General features: G+C 61.8%; 16 protein-coding genes. 5 read left to right on the top strand and 11 right to left on the bottom strand.

Translation table 11 applies throughout. The features are described 5' to 3' along the window. The 5 genes from rbfA to rimP all read right to left on the bottom strand — a co-directional run bounded on the left by rbfA (nt 1) and on the right by rimP (nt 6149). The gene (gene rbfA, locus GOB87_RS10205) at nt 1-447 is read right to left on the bottom strand and encodes a 30S ribosome-binding factor RbfA (RefSeq protein WP_166316174.1); all 447 of its coding nucleotides are present in this window, start codon (nt 445-447) and stop codon (nt 1-3) included. Next, nucleotides 444-3098, bottom strand: a complete 2655-nt coding sequence (infB, locus tag GOB87_RS10200; protein WP_166316171.1) for a translation initiation factor IF-2 — start codon at nt 3096-3098, stop codon at nt 444-446. Before infB ends, rbfA begins: the two co-directional genes overlap by 4 nt. Next, nucleotides 3095-3748: an RNA-binding protein gene (locus GOB87_RS10195; RefSeq protein ID WP_242006298.1), complete on the bottom strand. Its 654-nt coding sequence runs from the start codon at nt 3746-3748 to the stop codon at nt 3095-3097. Before GOB87_RS10195 ends, infB begins: the two co-directional genes overlap by 4 nt. A 46-nt stretch (nt 3749-3794) precedes the next feature. Continuing rightward, complete coding sequence (gene nusA, locus GOB87_RS10190) at nt 3795-5354, bottom strand: transcription termination factor NusA (RefSeq protein WP_166316254.1); 1560 nt, start codon at nt 5352-5354, stop codon at nt 3795-3797. Nucleotides 5355-5501: 147 nt separating this feature from the next. Further along, nucleotides 5502-6149 (bottom strand): ribosome maturation factor RimP, encoded by a 648-nt coding sequence (gene rimP, locus GOB87_RS10185; protein WP_166316163.1) that lies wholly within the window; start codon nt 6147-6149, stop codon nt 5502-5504. Between the two features lie 29 nt (nt 6150-6178). Between rimP and GOB87_RS10180 the strand changes: the two genes are divergently transcribed. Genes GOB87_RS10180 through GOB87_RS10170 form a run of 3 tightly spaced genes read left to right on the top strand, consistent with a single transcriptional unit; the run spans nt 6179 to nt 9194 of the window. After that, the gene (locus GOB87_RS10180; protein WP_166316160.1) at nt 6179-6919 is read left to right on the top strand and encodes a hypothetical protein; all 741 of its coding nucleotides are present in this window, start codon (nt 6179-6181) and stop codon (nt 6917-6919) included. 34 nt (nt 6920-6953) lie between these two features. After that, entirely contained in the window at nt 6954-8225 is a 1272-nt protein-coding gene (locus tag GOB87_RS10175) for an AAA family ATPase (RefSeq protein ID WP_166316157.1), read from the top strand. A gap of 9 nt (nt 8226-8234) precedes the next feature. After that, on the top strand, nt 8235-9194 hold the full coding sequence (locus GOB87_RS10170) for a hypothetical protein (protein ID WP_166316154.1): 960 nt from the start codon (nt 8235-8237) through the stop codon (nt 9192-9194). Between the two features lie 9 nt (nt 9195-9203). Here GOB87_RS10170 and GOB87_RS10165 read toward each other — a convergent pair whose 3' ends face one another. The 4 genes from GOB87_RS10165 to acnA all read right to left on the bottom strand — a co-directional run bounded on the left by GOB87_RS10165 (nt 9204) and on the right by acnA (nt 15311). After that, entirely contained in the window at nt 9204-10103 is a 900-nt protein-coding gene (locus GOB87_RS10165) for a LysR family transcriptional regulator (protein WP_166316151.1), read from the bottom strand. Nucleotides 10104-10226: 123 nt separating this feature from the next. Beyond that, nucleotides 10227-11798 carry an ABC transporter substrate-binding protein/permease gene (locus GOB87_RS10160; protein WP_166316148.1) on the bottom strand — a complete coding sequence of 524 codons (1572 nt, stop codon included), beginning with the start codon at nt 11796-11798 and terminating at the stop codon, nt 10227-10229. Continuing rightward, complete coding sequence (locus GOB87_RS10155) at nt 11795-12586, bottom strand: amino acid ABC transporter ATP-binding protein (protein WP_166316145.1); 792 nt, start codon at nt 12584-12586, stop codon at nt 11795-11797. The genes GOB87_RS10160 and GOB87_RS10155 overlap by 4 nt, the downstream gene beginning before the upstream one ends. A 28-nt stretch (nt 12587-12614) precedes the next feature. Beyond that, nucleotides 12615-15311, bottom strand: coding sequence for an aconitate hydratase AcnA (acnA, locus tag GOB87_RS10150; RefSeq protein WP_166316142.1), 2697 nt, complete (start codon nt 15309-15311; stop codon nt 12615-12617). 158 nt (nt 15312-15469) lie between these two features. On the opposite strand from acnA, the gene ccmA reads away from it, so the two are divergent. Next, on the top strand, nt 15470-16195 hold the full coding sequence (gene ccmA, locus GOB87_RS10145) for a heme ABC exporter ATP-binding protein CcmA (RefSeq protein ID WP_456304277.1): 726 nt from the start codon (nt 15470-15472) through the stop codon (nt 16193-16195). Next, the gene (gene ccmB, locus GOB87_RS10140) at nt 16192-16866 is read left to right on the top strand and encodes a heme exporter protein CcmB (protein ID WP_166316139.1); all 675 of its coding nucleotides are present in this window, start codon (nt 16192-16194) and stop codon (nt 16864-16866) included. The genes ccmA and ccmB overlap by 4 nt, the downstream gene beginning before the upstream one ends. 8 nt (nt 16867-16874) lie before the next feature. On the opposite strand, the gene GOB87_RS10135 is transcribed toward ccmB, so the two are convergent. Together GOB87_RS10135 and hpnH are read right to left on the bottom strand one after the other, a co-directional pair. After that, complete coding sequence (locus tag GOB87_RS10135; protein WP_166316136.1) at nt 16875-18164, bottom strand: hemolysin family protein; 1290 nt, start codon at nt 18162-18164, stop codon at nt 16875-16877. 91 nt (nt 18165-18255) lie between these two features. Then, nucleotides 18256-19458, bottom strand: coding sequence for an adenosyl-hopene transferase HpnH (hpnH, locus tag GOB87_RS10130; RefSeq protein ID WP_166316133.1), 1203 nt, complete (start codon nt 19456-19458; stop codon nt 18256-18258). Between the last annotated feature and the right edge of the window lie 658 nt (nt 19459-20116).

Genomic DNA, 20116 nt, shown 5'->3' with positions numbered 1-20116 from the left:
CTATTCGTCTTCGTGGTCGTCCAGATCACGCTGGACCTCAGGACGCTTGAGCAGCGCATCCACTTCCATTGCGTAATCCAGTGCCGTATCGGGCTGGAAATGCAGTTCTGGAGCCACCCGCAGGCGCAAAGTATGCGCCAGTTGGGTGCGCAGCCATGGCGCCACCCGCTTGAGCGCGGGAAGCAGGCTTTCCACATCCGTCCGTCCCAGACAGGCGACAAAGGCCGTCGCATGCTTGAGATCGGGAGAGATGCGCACTTCCGTCACGGTGATGGACACGCCCGCCAGTTCCGGGTCACGAAAGTCCGCGCGCGCGAATACTTCCGCCAGAACACGCCGCACTTCTTCCGCTACGCGCAACTGGCGCTGTGACGGTCCGCCTGTGGAAAGGCCGGCGAGTCGCCCCGCCGGCCCCTTTCCATCTTTCCGGTGTGAGCCGCGACTCATGCCGGGATGACTTCCATCTCGAAGCACTCGACCACGTCACCTTCTCGCAGGTCATTGTAGCCTGCGAAGGAGAGACCGCACTCATAACCGCGCGCCACTTCCTTGACGTCGTCCTTGAAGCGCTTGAGCTGGCTGAGTTCACCCTCATGAATGACCACGCCGTCACGCAGCAGACGCACGCCACAGCCACGCTTGACCACGCCTTCGGTGACGTAACAGCCCGCGACCTTGCCGACCTTCGTAATGTTGAAGACCTGCCGGATCTCGGCGTAACCGAGGAACTTCTCGCGATGCTTCGGCGCGATCTTGCCCTTGACCAGTTGCTCCACATCATCCGCCACCTGGTAGATGATTGAGTAGTAGCGGATCTCGACACCGTCACGCTGCGCCATCGCCCGGGCCTGCGCCGTGGCGCGGACATTAAAGGCGATGATGAGCCCGTCGGATGCCTTGGCAAGCTGCACATCACTTTCCGTGATCTGACCCACCGAAGCGTTGAGCACCCGAACCGCCACTTCCTCATGGGAGAGCTTCTCGACTGTCGCCTTGATCGCCTCGGCCGATCCCTGCACGTCCGCCTTGATAAGGACCGCAACCTGCTTCTGCTCACCCGCCTGAATACGGGCCAGCATCTGGTCAAGCGTGCCACGCGCGGCTGTCTGGCCGGCCGCCGTGTGCTCCTTGATCTTGCGCTGACGGAATTCCGAGATCTCGCGAGCGCGGTTCTCGTTTTCCACCACCACGAAGGACGAACCCGCCTCCGGCACTCCACCGATACCGAGCACCTCGACCGGGGTGGACGGCAGCGCCTCCGAAAGCTGACGATTGCGATCATCGACCAGTGCACGGACACGGCCCCACTCGGCGCCGGCGACAACGATGTCGCCTTTACGGAGCGTGCCCTTCTGGACCAGCACCGTGGACACAGCGCCACGACCACGATCCAGTCGGCCCTCGATAACAGCACCTTCCGCCGGACGATCGGGATTCGCCTTGAGATCCAGAATCTCGGCCTGCAGAAGAATAGCCTCTTCCAGCTTGTCGAGATTCGTCTTCTTCAGGGCGGACACTTCCACATCCTGAACATCGCCACCCATCGACTCGACCACGATTTCGTGGCTCAGAAGATCCTGACGCACACGATCCGGATTTGCTCCCGGCTTGTCGATCTTGTTGATCGCCACAATGATCGGCGCATTGGCCGCCTTGGCGTGCTTGATGGCTTCAGCCGTCTGCGGCATCACGCCGTCATCGGCCGCAACGACCAGCACCACCACGTCGGTCATGGACGCACCGCGGGCACGCATGGCCGTAAAGGCTTCATGGCCCGGTGTGTCGATGAAGGTGATCTTCGCACCAGACGCCAGCGTCACCTGATAGGCGCCGATATGCTGGGTGATGCCACCGGCCTCACCCGTTGCCACGTCCGTAGTACGCAGAGCATCGAGCAGCGAGGTCTTGCCGTGATCGACGTGACCCATGACGGTCACGACCGGCGGACGCGACCGCAGATCCTCTTCCTTGTCCTCGACACCTTCGATGCCGATTTCCACGTCGCTTTCCGCAACGCGGCGCACGCGGTGACCGAACTCCTCAACCACCAGTTCCGCCGTATCGGCGTCGATCGTCTGGGTTACGGTCGCCATCACACCCATTTTCATGAGCGCCTTGATGACCTCTCCCTGGCGGGCCGCCATACGATTGGCCAGTTCCTGAACGGTGATGCTCTCAGGCAGCACGACATCGCGCACGACACGCACCTGATCGGTCCGCAGACGCTCAAGCTCGGCCTGACGACGCTCACGTTCACGCTGACGGCGCACCGAAGCGAGAGAACGTGTCTTATCGTCATCCCCCTCAATCGCGGCCTGCACGTCAATGCGACCGGAACGACGGTTCTGATCCTTCTTCACACCGCCCGGCGTACGACGCGGCTGCGCTGGCGCGCCACGACGTGGCGGACGACGCTCTTCCTCGCCGCCTTCACGTCCACCGCGCAGACGAAGGGTTTCCCCCGCCGCAGGCGTAGCTGCGGCAGCCGGTGCCGGACGCGTCTGCACCAGCGGCTTCGTGGGCATGATCGCACGTTCCGCCAGCGGACGCAGGCGACCCGGAGGCGGTGCAAGCGTGACCGTGCCGGGAATCGGCTTATCGGACACAACCGGCCCACGCTCTTCCACCTTGGGAGCAGCTGGCTTCAGCGGGGGCTGCTCCTCGGCCTTGCGGGCACGGGCTTCCGCCTCGGCGCGCTCAGCCTCCTCGGCGGCACGACGCTCTTCCTCTTCCTTGCGACGGGCTTCTTCAGCCGCCGAAAGAATACGGATATTCTCCTGCTCGATGCGCTGCGCTTCACGCAGGGCCGCTTCCTTGCGCTGCTGCTCCAGAACGCGCTGACGAACCGCGATTTCCGCATCCGTCAATCCACGCTTGGCGCCACGCGGGCCGCGCGCCCCACCCGGCACGCCAGCCTTGGGCGCACTCGGACCCGGCCGTCGATTCTTGCGGACCTCGACCTGGACCACCTTCGAACGACCATGGCTGAAGCTCTGACGCACGGAGCCAGCATCGACCGTGTGTCCTACCTCCGAACGGCCTGCTGGCCGCAGGGACAGCCGCCCCTTACCCTGATCCTGATCGTTGCCTTCGCTCATCTATCCGCCTGTTCAACCCGATCACCGGAAAACCCCGGCGTCCGCAGGGCAGACACGTCGGTCATCCCCGCAAAACGTTTACTTTCATGCCACAGCCGCGAGGCCAGAGCCCCGGACCGCAACGCCGCATGCACACATCGCTCGCGACCGAATACTTCGCCCAGCGCCTCCGCCATCAGCGGGGAGACCACCGGGATGTCCCTTGCACCGGACAAAAGACGCCGACACTCGTCCGCGCTTCCATCCGATGCCTGCACGACTAGACCGGCTTTCCCAGCCACAATCCACTCACGCACCTTGGCATACCCACACACAACCTGTCCGGCGCGACGCGCCAGCCCCAGAGTCTCCCGCACACGGCGCAGAAGTCCGGTTTCAATCAGATGTGCCAGATCTGGAGGGATGACCACCTGTCCACGGGCAGCCCGTGCAAAGGCTCCACGTGTCCGAGCGGTTTCTAGCACATCTCGCCGTGCACTCAACCATATTCCCCGTCCGGGCAGACGCGCATCCAGATCAGGGACGACCTGCCGGTCTGGCGCTACGACAAAACGCAGCATCCTTTCCGGCCGATCGTGCTCGCGCGTCACCACGCAACGCCGCAACGGCCCCTTCTCGTCCGCCTCCTCCGCTTCTCCAACATCGGGCAAGGTCTTTCCAACCTCACCTTCGTCGGACAGGGGTGATATCAGCTGCTCATCCGGCGTCATGCTCAGGAGTTACCTCCCCGACTTCATCCGGTGCGGACTGCTCGTCCTCACCCTCGAACCAATGCGCACGGGCCGCCATGATGATTTCGTTGGCCGTTTCCTCGTCGATGGCTTCCTCACCGAGAATCTCGACCAGTTCGTCACCCGCCAGATCGGCCAGATCGTCGAGCGTTTTGACGCCCTTCTCACCCAGCGTCACCAGCATCTGGTTGGTGAAAGCCTCCAGCGCCACGATCTCATCTGTGACCCCAAGCTCTTTACGCTTGGCATCCAGCTCTTCCTCGCGACGCACGAGGAAGCCCTCGGCACGACGCTGAAGTTCCTCCACGACCGACTCGTCAAAACCTTCGATGCCCACCAGTTCATCCGGCTCGGCATAGGCCAGTTCCTCGATCGTATCGAAACCTTCTGTCACCAGAAGACCCGCGATCACATCATCGACATCCAGCGCCTCGACAAACAACGCCGTACGACGACGGAATTCTTCCTGACGACGCTCCGATTCCTCGGCTTCCGTCAGAATATCGATATCCCAGCGTGTCAGCTGGCTGGCCAGCCGCACATTCTGGCCACGACGTCCAATAGCGAGACTCAACTGCTCGTCCGGCACAACGACTTCCACGCGCCCGGCGTCCTCGTCCATGACGACCTTGGACACTTCGGCTGGCGCCAGCGCGTTGACCACGAAGGTCGCCGCCTGCGGGCTCCACGGGATGATGTCGATCTTCTCACCCTGCAATTCGGCCACAACGGCCTGCACGCGAGAACCACGCATACCCACACAGGCACCGACCGGGTCGATGGACGCATCCTTGGAAATCACGGCCATCTTGGCGCGTGAGCCGGGATCGCGAGCCACGGCCTTGATCTCAATGATGCCGTCATAGATTTCCGGCACTTCCTGCGCGAACAGCTTGGCGAGAAACGCCGGGTGCGTGCGGGAGAGGAAAATCTGCGGCCCACGCGGCTCGTCGCGCACATCATAAATATAGGCACGCACACGATCGGAATTGCGGAACGTCTCGCGGGGGATCAACTCGTCCCGACGCAGCAGCGCCTCGGCAGAACCGATCTCAACCATGAGGTTGCCGTATTCCGTGCGCTTGACCGTACCGTTGACGATCTCACCCACGCGGTCCTTGAACTCGTCATACTGACGCTTGCGCTCATATTCCCGCACACGCTGCACAATCACCTGCTTGGCCGTCTGCGCAGCGATACGCCCGAAATCGATGGGCGGCAGCGGATCGATCAGATGCTCGCCAAGCTGAATATCGGGCTTGAACTTGCGCGCGATGTGCAGCGGAATCTGTGTGTCCTCATTCTCAACCGTTTCCACGGCCTCGGTCCAGCGGGACAGCCGAACCTCACCCGTGCGCCGATCGATAGTCGCGCGGATATCCTTCTCATGACCGTATTTGGCGCGACCAGCCTTCTGGATGGCCTGTTCCATCGCTTCCAGGACTTCATCCCGGTCGATCATCTTTTCCCGCGCTACGGCATCCGCCACCAAAAGCAGCTCGGGACGTGCAACAGACGTATCCATACTCATCAGAACTCCACGACAGACCACACGCTGATATCGTGCACCAGCCAGACCCGACAGACCGGCACCCGACGCAAATTCACGCCGCACGCACAATCTGGACAAGAATATGGGGACATCGGAGCGCTTGCACTACCCCGCCCCCGATCAATGACGCCGCGAAGGAGCCTTACGGCCCTTTCCAGCAGGCTTACTCGCCACCCCGCCGTCCTCAGCAGTTCCCTCACCCTCGACCGCCTCAGCCTCAGCCTCAGGCACCATAAGCGCCCGCGTGGCTGCGATCAGTTCGTCGGTGAGAATCAGGCGCGCCTTACGCAGTTCACGGAAGGGCAGAACCACCTCCGAACCATCGTCCAGCCGAAGACGCCCGCCCTCTTCCGTAGCCCCAAGAACGATGCCCGAAAAGCGACGTCGTCCGTTCACCGGCACCATCACTTCCGCTTTCGCCAGATGACCGGCAAAACGCTCCCAGTCCTTGGGACGGGTGAGCGGACGATCGATTCCGGCGGAAGACACCTCAAGCGTCCAGTTTCCGGGAATGGGATCTTCCACGTCCAGCACCGCGCCGACTGCGTGGCTGATACGCTCACAGTCCTCAACGGTGATAAGGGAACCATCGGCACGATCGGCCATGATCTGCACCGTCGGCACCTCGCGCCCGAGAACGGCCAGACGCACCAGTTCGAATCCGAGATCCTCCAACGTGGGAGAAATCATCGCGGCGATCCTGGCTTCAAGGCCCGAAGCACTTGAGAAATCTTCGTCCAAAACAAAAAAGGCGGCCGTTATGGCCACCCCCCAAAACAAGCGGAAGATGAAAGGAATTGGTGTTTTTCTACGGCATCGTCACACCAACCGCAAGTCTGAAAAAAGACCTGCCTTTTGTAACAGATATTCACATGCTGGAAACCGATCCTCACAGTCGGCGTATCCCTCTTGCCACACGCGACGCGCCTATGTCTGATGGACAGAAGATGACAGCGTATCGCCCCGATTTGCAGCAGCAGCCCGAACCCGGCCCCGGTGGCTCTGGGCCACGTCTCGCCATGATCGCCATGGCTGGGCTGCTTGTGCTCGGCGGTGGGGCGTCGTGGCTCACCAACCATCGTGCTTCCCCCGAGACCTCTCCTGTCACACATTCAGCTTCGCAGCAGCCCATGACAGGCGGTGGCGTCTCGGCGGCAGGACAGTTTACCCTGATCTCTCCCGATAATGCCGCCCGCGCCTTGCAAAAGGCGGGCTACTCCACGGATGAACAGACGAAAATACTCGCAGGGATCAATCGCAGGGATTACCGACTGGTGGTCATGCCCATCTTTGACGCCAGTGGCGCAGGCGGGACAGTCAGCGTCCAGTCCGGCCCGATTACACGTGTCGTCACTCTCACTCCCGAACCGCAGGAGATTGTCCTGCCAATCGTCGTGAGCGGGGATGTCACGTTTACTCCTCTTTCCAACCCCGGCGTCCACGGTATTCAGGTTGGAGGGATCATGGTGTCGGGGCCGGAAGCGTTTCCCGTCATTCATCAGGACGAATCTCTTACAGTCACGGTGATCGCCCAGTGATGCGTGCTTTTTCTCTTCACCTCTCGTCCATCACATGAAGGGCCTGATTCCCACGCTCAACCGGCTCATGCCGGTGATGATGGTGATCTTTCTGATCCTCGCGAGCATTCAGGCTGCGGCCAGCTTGCATCTTTCGCTCGCGAGCGTGGATCAGTTCATGGAATGGTGTGCTCCGCTGTGGCCGGTTCTGGCCGGAGTCGGTGCGTTTTTCACATTGGCCGGGCTCCTGTTCGAGACCCGTGCCGAACGACTTGCCCGCAAGGGACTGCTGCGCAGAAGGGGATGGATGATGGACGTGCTGGCGCGACTCACGAACCGGCAGGCGCTGGAAGAAATGCTCGCCCGCGAGCAGCGCGACGCCGCCATCGACGCCGAAGAACTCGCGGCGAACCTGCGCGCGCGCGTGATCGGACAGGATCAGGTGTGTGAGGACATCTCCGCCCAACTCCGCCGTCGTCTCGCCCTGCATGTGCGCGGCAAACCCGTGGGTATCTTCCTGCTTGCCGGCCCGCCGGGCACAGGCAAGACCTATCTGGCCAAGCAACTCGCCCGGCAGCTTGAACGCCCGCTGCTGCATTTCGACATGACGCAGATGAGCAGCCCACACGCCGCGACACAGCTTTTCGGTTCCCCCAAGGGCTATGTCGGATCGGATACCTACGGCAAGCTGACCGGCGGACTGAAGGAAAAGCCCGATGCCGTGGTTCTGCTCGATGAGATCGAGAAAGCGCACCCTGACGTCTTCAAACAGTTCCTGATTGCGTGGAACGACGGTTATGTGACCGAAGCGTCCACGGGCGCGCATGTCTCCACCACGCAGGCGATCTTTATCCTGACATCCAACATCGCCACGGAAGCTCTGACCGACATCGCCGACCGACTGGCCAGTGATCCCGACCGTATGCGCGCCGAATCGGTCGAGGCGCTGCGTCAGGCTGGTTTCGCGCCCGAGGTACTCAACCGCCTCGACCGGATCTTCGTGTTCCGCCCGCTACGTGGCCTCGATATCGCGCGCGTTTCAGCGCTGGAAATCGAGGCCATGATCGAAAGCTACGGACTGACCATCGAACCGGGCGGAATCGATCCCACTATCCTTATGGATGTCATGCGCCGTCAGAACCGTCTCGGAGACGGCGCCTCCGCCCGTGACCTTGCCCGTTCGATCGAGGACATGATCAGCGAATCGCTCATCACGGCACGCCAGCAGGGCGCCAAAATGGTGCGGATTACGCATGGCGAAGACGGAATTGGCGCCGAAGTGGTGAACGAACCGCTCTCGCCCACCCGCCCTCACATGACGCCCTGATTCCACATCATGTCCGCTTTCTCGCGTCTCTGGCACCGCGCGCCGCTCTGGCGTCTTTCCTTCTTCGGCATGATCGCCTTCTCCGGCCTGACGGTGCTGTATCCACCGCACTGGCTGCTCAAACTCTACCCTCCGCTGAACAAGCTGGCGCATCACGTCGCGGCTCCGCCCGCAGACGAAACCACCGGGCCCCCTTCAGGCGACACCGGGAAAGGAGCCCCCACTGGTGGCGATTCGGTGCAGGCCGCAGCCCCTCCCATCGACGCCACGCTGACGGACATTCTCCCTTTCGCTGGCCATCAACTGCCGCTTCCCGCTGGTGTATGGCACCCGGTCCTCACCGATCAGGCCGGTCCACATGGAGAGATCAACAGCAATGTGCTGGTGCGCACCGATCGCGGTGTGGTGACAGGCGTCATCATTGCCCGCTCGACCAATGCCAGCATCTCCGCGACCGAAGCGGACAACATCGCGGCTCCCTGTCACGATGACCGCTACACCTTCCGCCGTCAGCTCGCAGCGCCACCGGGCAGCGCGCAATGCGTGGCGACAGACGTGGTGTATGTCGATCATGATGAGGTCAGTGCCGCCTCCGACGTCAACTGGGCGTTCCGCCGCCTCAAGGTGCTGGGCTTTCCCATGCCCTTCGTGCTGGCGCAGGCGCTGTGGGTCCATATGGTTCGCGCAACAGATGGCGGCATCAATTTCGAGGCTGTGTCCATTGCCCTCAGTCCTGCCGAGCCCGGCAGCGCGAAACTCAACACCACACCAGCCGACTGGACCCCTCAGGGAATCGGACAATCGCCCTTCGCCGGGCGCTTCATGAACAGTGTGAACAACTGGATTCTGAGCTGGGCGCCCGTGCTGCTTGCAGGCCATGAAGGTCGTCTGCAACCCATGGCTGACGGTCAACTGCGTCCGGGAGCCGTCGATCCAGCCTGGCACGGCTCAGCCGGGCGCATCCCGTAAAGACGCGGCTCAGTCCGCACCGACAAGTTCGGTCGAGATTTCCACCAGAAAATCCAGCACGGTGCGGGTACGCAGCGGCAGGGTCCGTGGTCCCGTATGCACGGCATAGAGCGGCATGGGAGGCACCTTCCACGCTGGCAGCACCTCGCTCAATTCACCCGAAGCCAGCAGATCGCGCACCTGAAAGCCCGGCAAGAGCCCTACACCCACTCCTGCCTGAATGGCGTGCAGAGCGGCCTCGCTGCTGTTGGCGCGAAAGACCGCACCCGGCGCCACCACGCTTTCCTCACCTTCTTTGTTGAAAAAATGCCAGTCTTGACGGCCGCCGCCATAAGCGAACACCACGCAAGGCTCTTCCGTCAGTTCCCGTGGATGTTCGAGACGGCTTTTCGGTGTGAAGTGCTTCGGAGACATCACAAGCGTGCGCTGCACAGCCCCCAGCTTGCGGGCGATCAATGAGCCTTCCGCGATCTCGCCCACGCGGATGGCCAGATCCAGACCTTCCTCCACAAGATCACCGAAACCATCCCGCATGATGACTTCGACCGACAGATCGGGATGCTGGCCCAGCAGTTCATTGATCCGGGACGTAAGCTGCAACCCGAACGCCGTGGTGACGCCCAGCCGCACAAGACCGGACACAGACGCGCGTCTGCGCCCCAGGACGGTCTCCGCCGTCTCAAGGATTTCCAGAACCTCATAGGCATGGGGAAGCAGGCTTCGCCCGTCTTCCGTCATCATCAGGCTGCGGGTCGTGCGCGCAAACAGCGTGGTGCCGTAATGCGCCTCAAGCAGCGCGATATGGCGCGAGATAGTGGGCTGGCTCGTCCCGGTTTCACGTGACACGGCGGAAAAGGAGCCGGTCGCGGCCACGCGAACGAAACTGTGCAAAGCAGCAAGGAGGTCCATCAGGTCAATCGCGCAGGAGGAAACTCACGCGATGATGACCGAGGGACGATTTATGCACAATCGGGTGAAAACGGAGGGAGCCATACCGAAATGTCATTGATCGGCAGGACTCCCTCCTTAATCTCAGTGGTGAGCGCCGCTCCGGCGTTCACTCACTGCAAGACGGCGCTCGGCCATACGGGCCAGCCGCACGAAGGGCAGACCGAGCAGCAGATAGGCACCGCCCACCATCAGACCGGTCCCGAAATAGTCGAAATAGGTCGAGGACAGCCGGACATAAGTCTGGCTAAGTTCCGTCAGAGTGATGATGCTGACCAGTGACGAGTCCTTGAGCAGCGAGATGAAGTCGTTGGTCATCACCGGCACGACCACACGGAAGGCCTGCGGCACCACGACGTAACGCAGAGCCTGCGTGTGCGTCATGTTGAGCGCCGTCGCTGCTTCCATCTGGCCACGGGCCACGGATTGCAGACCCGCGCGGTAGTTCTCGGCTTCATAAGCCGCGTAGTTCAGGCCCAGCCCGATCACACCCGCCACGAAAGGCGAGAGCCGGATGCCAAGCCCCGGCAGACCGTAGAAAATGAACAGGATCTGGATCAGAAGCGGCGTTCCACGCACGATCTCGATATAGAACGTCGCCAGCATGGCCACCCATGTCGGGCCATAACGCCGCGCCAGCGCCAGAACCAGACCGAGTCCCACTGCCAGCACCATCGCGCAGGCCGAAACGGCCAGCGTCATCACGGCACCCTTGCCGATCAGCGGCAGGAAGCTGACATAACGCTTCAGCCGGGCACGCCAGCCCTGCGTGGGCATGGTGGCTGCGATGTAGCGCTGCCATTCCGTCGGCGCGACACCCGGCTCGGAATAATCGCCCGTCCAGGCCGCCATCTCGGGTGTCCAGAGATTCCACCGCGCAAGAATACGGTGCAGCGTACCGTCCGCCACCATCGCCTTCAGCGCCGCGTCCACCTGATGCCGCAGTTCGATATTCGCACCTTTGGCAAACGCGATACCGTAGGACAGGTGCCCCACCGGCGGCCCGACGATACGGAAATCCGGATCGGCTTCTCCATAAAAGAGGGCAATGGGACCATCGATCAGGATCGCGTCGAGCCGCTTGTTGCGAAGGTCCGCGAACATGTTGGACTCTTCGTCGTAACCGCGCACGGTGATGTCGTGCCGCTCACCCATCATGCGCTCGGCCAGCGTGTCCTTCACCGTGCCGATGACATGGCCACCCAGACGCTCATAGGAATCCAGCCCGGCCTGATCGCGCCGGACAACGATGCGTTCGGACGTCATGTAATAGGGCTGGCTGAAATCGACGGCATCCATATGCTCGGGCGTCATTTCGATGCCGCAGATAACCATCTCGTAGAAATTGCGCTGAAGACCGGGAATCAACCCGTCCCAGTCGTTCTGAACGAACTGCGATTCACGGCCCAGCCTGCGGCCGATCTCCTCCATGATGTCGTATTCGAAACCGCTCATGCGATTTTCGTCCGACGGATCATGGAATGTATAAGGCACATTCGAGGTGCCGTCCGCACCCCATTTCAGGACTGTGGCGGAAGCAGGCGATGCCACCGGCTGAACCGGGGGCGACTCCGGTTCCTGCGCGAGGGCGGCCGCCCCTTGCAGGAACAGCCCCACCATCGCGAGCGCGAGGGCTCGCAACACAAGCGCCTTCATACCGAGGCTCCAAGAAAACGCCGCGTCCGGGGGTCGCGCGGATTGTCACACATCTCGTCCGGATCACCGATCTCGATGATCTGCCCACCATCCATGAACACGATGCGATCAGACGCCGCACGGGCAAAGCGCAGGTCATGGGTCACGACGATCTGCGTCATGCCTTCACGGTCCAATGCCCGCATTACCTCCAGCACCTCTTCCGCCACACGCGGATCGAGCGCTGAGGTCGGCTCGTCATAAAGCATCACGTCGGGCCGCATCGCGAGCGCGCGCGCGATGGCCGCGCGCTGCTGCTGGCCGCCCGATAACGTGGCGGGATACCGCAGGGCGGCAGCTTCAAGCCCGACCTTGGCGAGAAGCTCCCGCGCCTCCGCCTCGATCACGGCGGGCGCGACATGCTTCACCACACGAGGGGCCAACATGACGTTGTCCAGCACGGTGCGGTGCGGAAAGAGATTGAAGGATTGGAACACCATCCCGACATGCGCGCGCAGCCGGTGCGCCAGCGCCTCATCGGATGATTTCCACGGACCGCCTGCCCGCCGGATACTGTCATCGGCGATGGTGACGGTCCCCTCATCGGGGATTTCCAGAAAATTCAGGCAGCGCAGGAAGGTGGACTTCCCACAGCCCGACGGCCCAATGATGGATACGAGTTCGCCCCGCTCGACCGTAAGCGAGACATCGTCAAGCACCTTGTTCGAATCGAATGATTTGCTGATCGATTCGGCACAAAGCACCGTTTCAACGCAAAAAGCCGGCTCGGGATTACCCGAACCGGCCAATTTGCTGTCGTCAGGAGACGAAGGAGTGTCAGGCAGCTTTCAGCATCCCACGCAGAACGTAATGAAGAATGCCACCATGACGGTAATATTCCACCTCGTCCAGCGTATCGATGCGGCAGAGCAGCGGCACCTCTTCCTTTTTCCCGTCAGCACGGGTGATGACCAGCGTCACATCCATACGCGGCGTGATCTTTTCAAGACCGATGATGTCAAACACCTCATCGCCCTTGAGATCCAGCGTCTTGCGCGTCGTGCCTTCCTTGAACAGCAGCGGCAGCACGCCCATGCCCACAAGGTTGGAACGGTGGATGCGCTCGAAGCTCTCCGCGATCACCGCCTTCACGCCCAGAAGCAGGGTGCCTTTGGCCGCCCAGTCACGCGAGGAACCCATGCCGTATTCCTTGCCGCCGATGACGACGAGGGGCGTGTGCTCCTTCTTGTACTCCATGGCCACATCGTAGATGAAACCCTGCTTGCCGTCCGGATAGTGCTTGGAGAAGCCACCTTCCGTTCCGGGGCACATCTCGTTCTTGATGCGGATGTTGGCGAACGTGCCACGCACCATGATCCGGTCGTTGCCGCGACGTGAACCGTAGGAGTTGAAGTCCTTCGGCTCGACACCGTGCTCCATCAGATACTTGCCAGCCGGCGAGTCCTTCTTGATGGCGCCAGCGGGCGAGATGTGGTCGGTCGTGATGTTGTCGCCCAGCAGAGCCAGAAGACGCGCGCCCTTGATGTTGCTGGTCGTGGCCGACGGCTCGACCGGCATGTCCTTGAAGTACGGCGGGTCCTGCACGTAGGTGGACTTCGGATCCCACTTGTAGGTCTCCGACCCCGTGGCGATCTTGAGATCCTGCCACTCCTTCGTGCCTTTCGACACCGTGGCGTAGCGCTTGATGAACTCGTCACGATTGATGGAAGACCCCATCAGCGCGGCGATTTCATGGTTCGAAGGCCAGATATCCTTCAGGTAGACCGGCTTGCCGTCCTTGGACGTGCCCAGCGGCTCCTTCGTGATGTCCTTGCGCATCGTGCCAAGCAGCGAATACGCCACCACCAGCGGCGGGCTGGCGAGGTAGTTGGCGCGCACGTTCGGGGAGATACGTCCCTCGAAGTTACGGTTGCCCGAAAGCACCGACACCGCCACCAGCTTGTTGCTCTCAATGGCGTCAACGATGTTGTCGGCCAGCGGTCCCGAGTTGCCGATGCAGGTCGTGCAGCCATAACCGACCGTATTGAAGCCCAGCGCGTCGAGGTCTTCGCTCAGATTGGCGCGGTTGAGGTAGTCGGTCACCACCTGCGAACCCGGTGCCAGCGAGGTCTTCACCCATGGCTTGGGCTTCAGGCCCAGCGCACGTGCCTTGCGGGCAACGAGGCCAGCCGCGATCAGCACAGCCGGGTTGGACGTGTTGGTGCACGACGTGATCGCAGCGATCACCACGTCACCGTTGCCCAGCTCATAATTGGTGCCAGCAACCTTGACCTTCTTGTTCGCGTCATTGGCGGGCACGCCAAGGCTCGAGGTCAGCTCCTTCTCGAACGCCGAGGTGGCGTCGGTCAGCACGACGCGGTCCTGCGGACGCTTCGGGCCAGAGATGGAGGGAACGACTGTGGAGAGGTCGAGCTCCAGCGTGTCGGTGAACACCGGCTCCGGGGTTTCCGCCGTGCGGAACATGCCCTGCGCCTTGTAGTATTCCTCAACCAGCTTGATGCGATGCGCATCGCGGCCCGTCTCGTGCAGATAGTCCAGCGTTAGCTTATCGACCGGGAAGAAGCCGCAGGTTGCGCCATATTCCGGAGCCATGTTGGCGATGGTCGCGCGGTCCGCCACCGGCAGGTGGTCAAGGGCCGGGCCGAAGAACTCGACAAACTTGCCGACGACGCCCTTCTTGCGGAGCATCTGCGTGACGGTCAGCACCAGATCGGTGGCCGTGGCCCCCTCAGGCAGCTTGCCCGTCAGACGGAAACCGATGACGTCGGGGATCAGCATGGCGATCGGCTGGCCCAGCATGGCCGCTTCCGCCTCGATGCCGCCCACGCCCCAGCCCAGAACGCCCAGACCGTTGACCATGGTCGTGTGGGAGTCGGTGCCATACAGCGTATCGGGGTAGACGTATTCCTTGCCGTCCACGGCTGCCGTCCAAGCCACCTGCGCGATGTATTCCAGGTTCACCTGATGGCAGATGCCGGTGTCGGGCGGCACGACCGAGAAGTTCTCGAACGCTTCCTGACCCCAGCGCAGGAACGCATACCGCTCGCCGTTACGGTCGAACTCGATGGTGATGTTCTTCTGCAGCGCGTCCGGCGTGCCGTAGACATCCACCATCACCGAGTGATCGATGACGAGATTGACCGGCACCAGCGGGTTCACCTTCTCGGGGTTGCCCTTGAGCTGCACGATGCCATCGCGCATCGCGGCCAGATCGACCACGCCCGGAACGCCCGTGAAGTCCTGCATCAGGATGCGCGACGGCTTGAAGGGCACTTCCTTCGTGCTGCGTGCGTCCTTGAGCCAGCCGGCAATCGCCTTCGCGTCGTCAGCCGTATAGGAGCGACCGTCCTCGAAGCGCAGCACATTTTCGAGCAGCACCTTGAGGCTCACCGGCAGACGGTCCACCTTGCCGATGGTCTTCTCGGCCTCGGGGATCGAGAAGTAGTGGTAGGTTTTTCCGTCGACCTTGAGCTCACGCCCGGTCTTGAGGGAATCGTGCCCAACCGATTTCATAAAATATTCCTCCGCGACAACAGCATCCCGCTGGTTTGTCGAACCGGCAACTTCCACCACATTCGTGATGGCTGCCCTGCCCGGTTTCCCGGGCCGCCGGGTTGATCTCTGATCGGCGCTAGAACATACCGGCAGGCGGTCCGGGCACAAGGCACACCGTGACCACGAGAACGCGAGCAACCGGGAAACCGGCCCTTGCCGAGGTCACAAATAAGGGATCGACCGCCTTGCCCCCCTCTTCTGCCTCACCCATCCTTCTGGTGGAGGACCTCTCCGTCTTCCGGGGTGAACGACTCGTTCTCGACGGCGTCGACCTGACGATGGACGCAGGTGACGCCCTGTTGCTCACAGGCCCGAACGGGGCAGGCAAATCCACCCTGCTCCGTATCCTCGCCGGACTGGGACGCATGGATTCGGGCCGGATGCTATGGAAAGGCGAGGACATTCTCGCCGATCGCACCGCGCATGCGGAACACATCGCCTATCTCGGCCATCACGACGCTCTCAAGCCCGGCCTGACCCTCAAGGAAAACCTCGCTCTCTTTGCACGCGGTCGCCCAATCGACGCGGCGTTGGACGCCTTCGATCTGGACCATCTGCGCGATGTGCCCGCCCGCCTCTTCTCCGCAGGGCAGAAGCGCCGCGCCGCCCTTGCGCGCGTTCTTCTGGCCAACGCATCGCTCTGGCTGCTGGACGAGCCAAGTCTGGGGCTGGATGCACGGTCGGTGGAACGGCTGGGCACAGTGCTGCGCCACCATCGTGAACAAGGCGGCATGGTGATCGCCACCACCCACGTTCCATTGCCGTTGGAAAATTCCCGCAACCTCGCTCTTCCGGGTGCACCCGTCGAAGACGACACGCTTGTGGAACTGGCCCACACATGAACACGCGCAGTCTCTTCGTGGCCATCGTGATGCGGGATCTGCGTCTGGCCATCCGACACGGCGCGGACACGCTCGGCGCCGTGCTGTTTTTCATTCTGGCCGCCGCCCTGTTTCCTCTGGCGCTTGGTCCCTCTCCCGCCCTCCTCAGCCGCATGGGACCGGGCGTGGTGTGGGTCTGCGCCCTGCTGGCGGCTCTTCTGCCGCTGGACCGGCTGTTCGGCACGGAACTGGAAGACGGATCTCTCGACCAGCTTCTGTTGTTGGGTCTGCCACCCTCTCTCATCGCGCTGGCGAAAATGACGGCTCACTGGCTTACGACCGGCCTTCCGCTGCTGATCGCAGCCATTCCCATGGCCGTGATGCTCGGTCAGTCCAACCACACCCTGCCCGCGCTCATGGCGGGACTGGTGCCCGGCACACTCATCCTGTCACTGGTGGGCGGTATGGCGGCCTCCATCGTGCTGGGTGCACGTCGTGGAGGAGTGCTGCTGCCGTTGCTGGTGTTGCCTTTGGTCACACCAGCGTTGATCTTCGGCGCGGCCGCAGTGGAATCGGCGCGAACCGGGTTGCCGGTTGCCGCCGATCTTGAGTTGCTTCTGGCCTTTCTCGCTGGCGCCCTTCCCCTCTGCCCACTGGCGGCAGGAGCCGGACTTCGCGCCGCCGTCGAGTAAGGGCGCGGTCAGTTCTCGGCCAGCGTTTGACGGCTGGCCCGCACGCGCGTCACACGGCGACCTTCCATCTCCAGAACCTCGAACAGCCACCCGTCGAACACCACCTTGTCTCCCACAGCGGGAACACGACGCAGCAGCGCCAGAAGCAGGCCACCCAGCGTGTGATAACTCCCTTCCGCGGGGAGTGCGCCCAGATGCAGCCGATCACGCACCTCATCAGCGGAATCCGAACCTTCCAGCATCGCCACATCGCCCACCTTCACGGGCAGAAGCGTGTGGGGGCCATGCTCATGCACCTCGCCCACAATGGCGTCGAACAGATCAGACGCGGTCACGATACCTTCGAACGAGCCGTATTCATCCACCACCAGCGCAATGCCGAGCGGAATCGAACGCATACGCTCAAGCATATCCAGCGCCGAGATGGTGTCAGGCACCACCACCGGTTGCCGCAGCCCCGCCTCCACCGAGACCGGCATGCCGTCGAGAAGGCGGTCAAGCATATCGCTGGCGAGAATGACTCCCACCGGATTGTCCAGCCCCCCTTCGCACACAACCAGACGGGAGAACGTGGTGGTCCGCAGCGTGGAGATCAGTTCATCGCGAGGCGCGTGCCGCTCGACCCAGCAGATCTCGTTGCGCGGAGTCATGATCGCCCGCACAGGACGGTCCGCCAGACGCAGAAGCCGCTCGATCATGGTGCGCTCTTCATGTTCCAGCACGCCAGTCTGCGCACCTTCGAGCAGAACTGCGCGGAGTTCCTCTTCGGTCAGGGTCTGACGGTCGGTTTCCGACACGCGCAGAAGACGCAGCACAATGGCCGAGGATTTGCGCAGAACCCACACGATGGGCCGAGTCACGGTAGCCAGAAGGTCCAGCGGCACAGCCAGACGAGCGGCAATCTGCTCGGGCTGTTGGAGCGCCATCTGCTTGGGCACGAGTTCACCCAGCACCAGCATGAGAACGGTGATGCACACCACCACCACCACCATCGACACCTGCTCGGCAATGGGGCGAATGGCCGGAAACTGCTCAAGCCACGGCGTAAGAGCGGCCTCGATCTTCACGCCACCGAATGTGCCTTCGAGAATCGAGACCAGTGTCATCCCGATCTGGACGGTCGGCAGAAAGCTCTTGGGGTCATCCGCCAGCTTGAGCGCCCGCTCCGCGCCGCGCACCTTCTGCCCCACAAGTATGACAAGGCGCGGTCTCTTTACGGAAATCAGCGCAAGTTCACCCATTGCGAAAACGCCATTGAGCACAATGAGCAACAGGATAATGAAAATGGAAACGATCATGACATCCGTAAAGAACAGAGAAAGGGCAGAACCCGGAAGGTTCTGCCCTTTCTGTTAATGCAGTATGACGGTTGGCCGGAAGATGCGAAAATCAGTCGGCAGCATCCACCGGAACGGCTTCTTCCTTCGCCTGCACGGCACCACCGACAACCTTGGTGACACGGGGCGCCTTGGCGGGCTTTTTGCGGGCCGCGATGTCCTTCAACTGCTCGTCAACCTGCTCCGCATAGTTGTACTGCGCGGGACGCTGATTCACGAGAGAGATTTCCGGAGCCATCGGCTTCTCGGTTTCGGGACCGAAGAGAGCCACCTTGGCGATGTGCCAGGGACGACGCACCGCATCCATGACCGCCGTGGATTCATAACCCGAATGAACCATGCAATCGGCGCACTTTTCATAGTTGCCGGTGCCGTAATCGTCCCACTTGGTGTCGCTCATCAGTTCGTCGAACGACTTCGCATATCCCTCACCCAGCAGGTAGCACGGACGCTGCCAGCCAAACACGTTACGGAGCGGCTTACCCCATGGCGTGCAGTGATAGGTCTCATTGCCTGCAAGGAAGTTGAGGAACAGTGGTGACTGTGTGAAGCGCCACTTGTGCCCTTTTCCCATACGGAAGATCTCGCGGAAGAGCCGCTTGGTCTTCTGACGGTTGAGGAAGTGCTCCTGATCCGGCGCACGCTCATACGCATAACCCGGCGCGGTCATGATGCCGTCCACGCCCATCGCCATCACTTCATCGAAGAAGGCAGCGACACGCTTGGGATCGGCACCATCGAACAGGGTGCAGTTGATGGACACACGGAAACCACGCGCCTTGGCCTTTTTGATGGCTGCGACAGCCCGCTCATACACGCCTTCCTGGCAGACGGACGAATCGTGCATCGTCTTGTCGCCATCCAGATGCACGTCCCACGAGAAGAACGGACTCGGCTCGTAATCGTCCATCTTCTTTTCCAGAAGAAGGCCGTTCGTGCAGAGATAGACATACTTCTTGCGTGCGATCAGACCGCGCACGATGTCGGGCATCTCCTTGTGCAGGAGCGGCTCTCCACCGGCGATTGCGATCACGGGCGCGCCCGCTTCCGCATCAGCATCCAGACACTCCTGAAGAGTCAGGCGCTGGTTGAGGATGGCCGCGGGATAATCGATCTTGCCGCAGCCGGCGCAGGCAAGGTTGCAGCGGAAAAGCGGCTCCAGCATGAGTACAAGAGGATAACGCGCCCGCCGGGTGACATGTTGCTTGACAACATACGCGCCGACCCGGACGGCCTGCATCAAGGGTACCGCCATTACGATCTGCTCCTCAGTCGGTCGGGCGACCGACGCCCGTCAAGTTCTGCGGACACATATAGGGTCATGTCCGAGAGAGAAAATAGGAATGCCTTGTGGTCCAGGCCTGCGGGCAAGTCATGGCCCGCGTGCGAATATACGGCACCACGATTCCTGAATGTGTCGGCTATAGGATAACCCGCTTCAGGCACTCAAGTGCTGATTGCACAATTGTTGCAATAAGACCACACTGATCGGCCATTCGGAAAACGAAGCTTGTCAGAAGGACCGAAACATCATCAAGCAGGGCCAGCATTTTCGAATTGACCCTGCTCTATCCGCTGCGGCGAGAACTGTCCTTTCATGTTCGTTCTTCCGTACCTGTTGCCGTAAGGCAGGACGAATTTCGATGACCGGCAACTGACGTGACCCGCTCCGCGTTTTCACGTGTGGCAGACGCTCCGCGCGACGATGGGCGGTCACGGCCCCAGACGACGGAAGTGACATGATGGCCCACACCCCGACCGATTCTGCATCTTCTTCTTTCCAAACCGGAAAAGAAGGCGCTCCCACACGCGGCCGTTTTCCTGAGCTGGACCGGGTTGGCCTGCCTGTTGATCTGAGGAACCTGTCGATTGACCAGCTCAGGCAGGTGGCGGACGAGTTGCGGTCGGAGACG

Origin of the sequence: Acetobacter estunensis (assembly GCF_011516945.1) — a bacterium.
Classification (GTDB): Bacteria; Pseudomonadota; Alphaproteobacteria; order Acetobacterales; family Acetobacteraceae; genus Acetobacter; species Acetobacter estunensis.
Note: the sequence above shows the minus strand (reverse complement) of the source record. Positions and strands in the feature narration are given on the sequence as shown.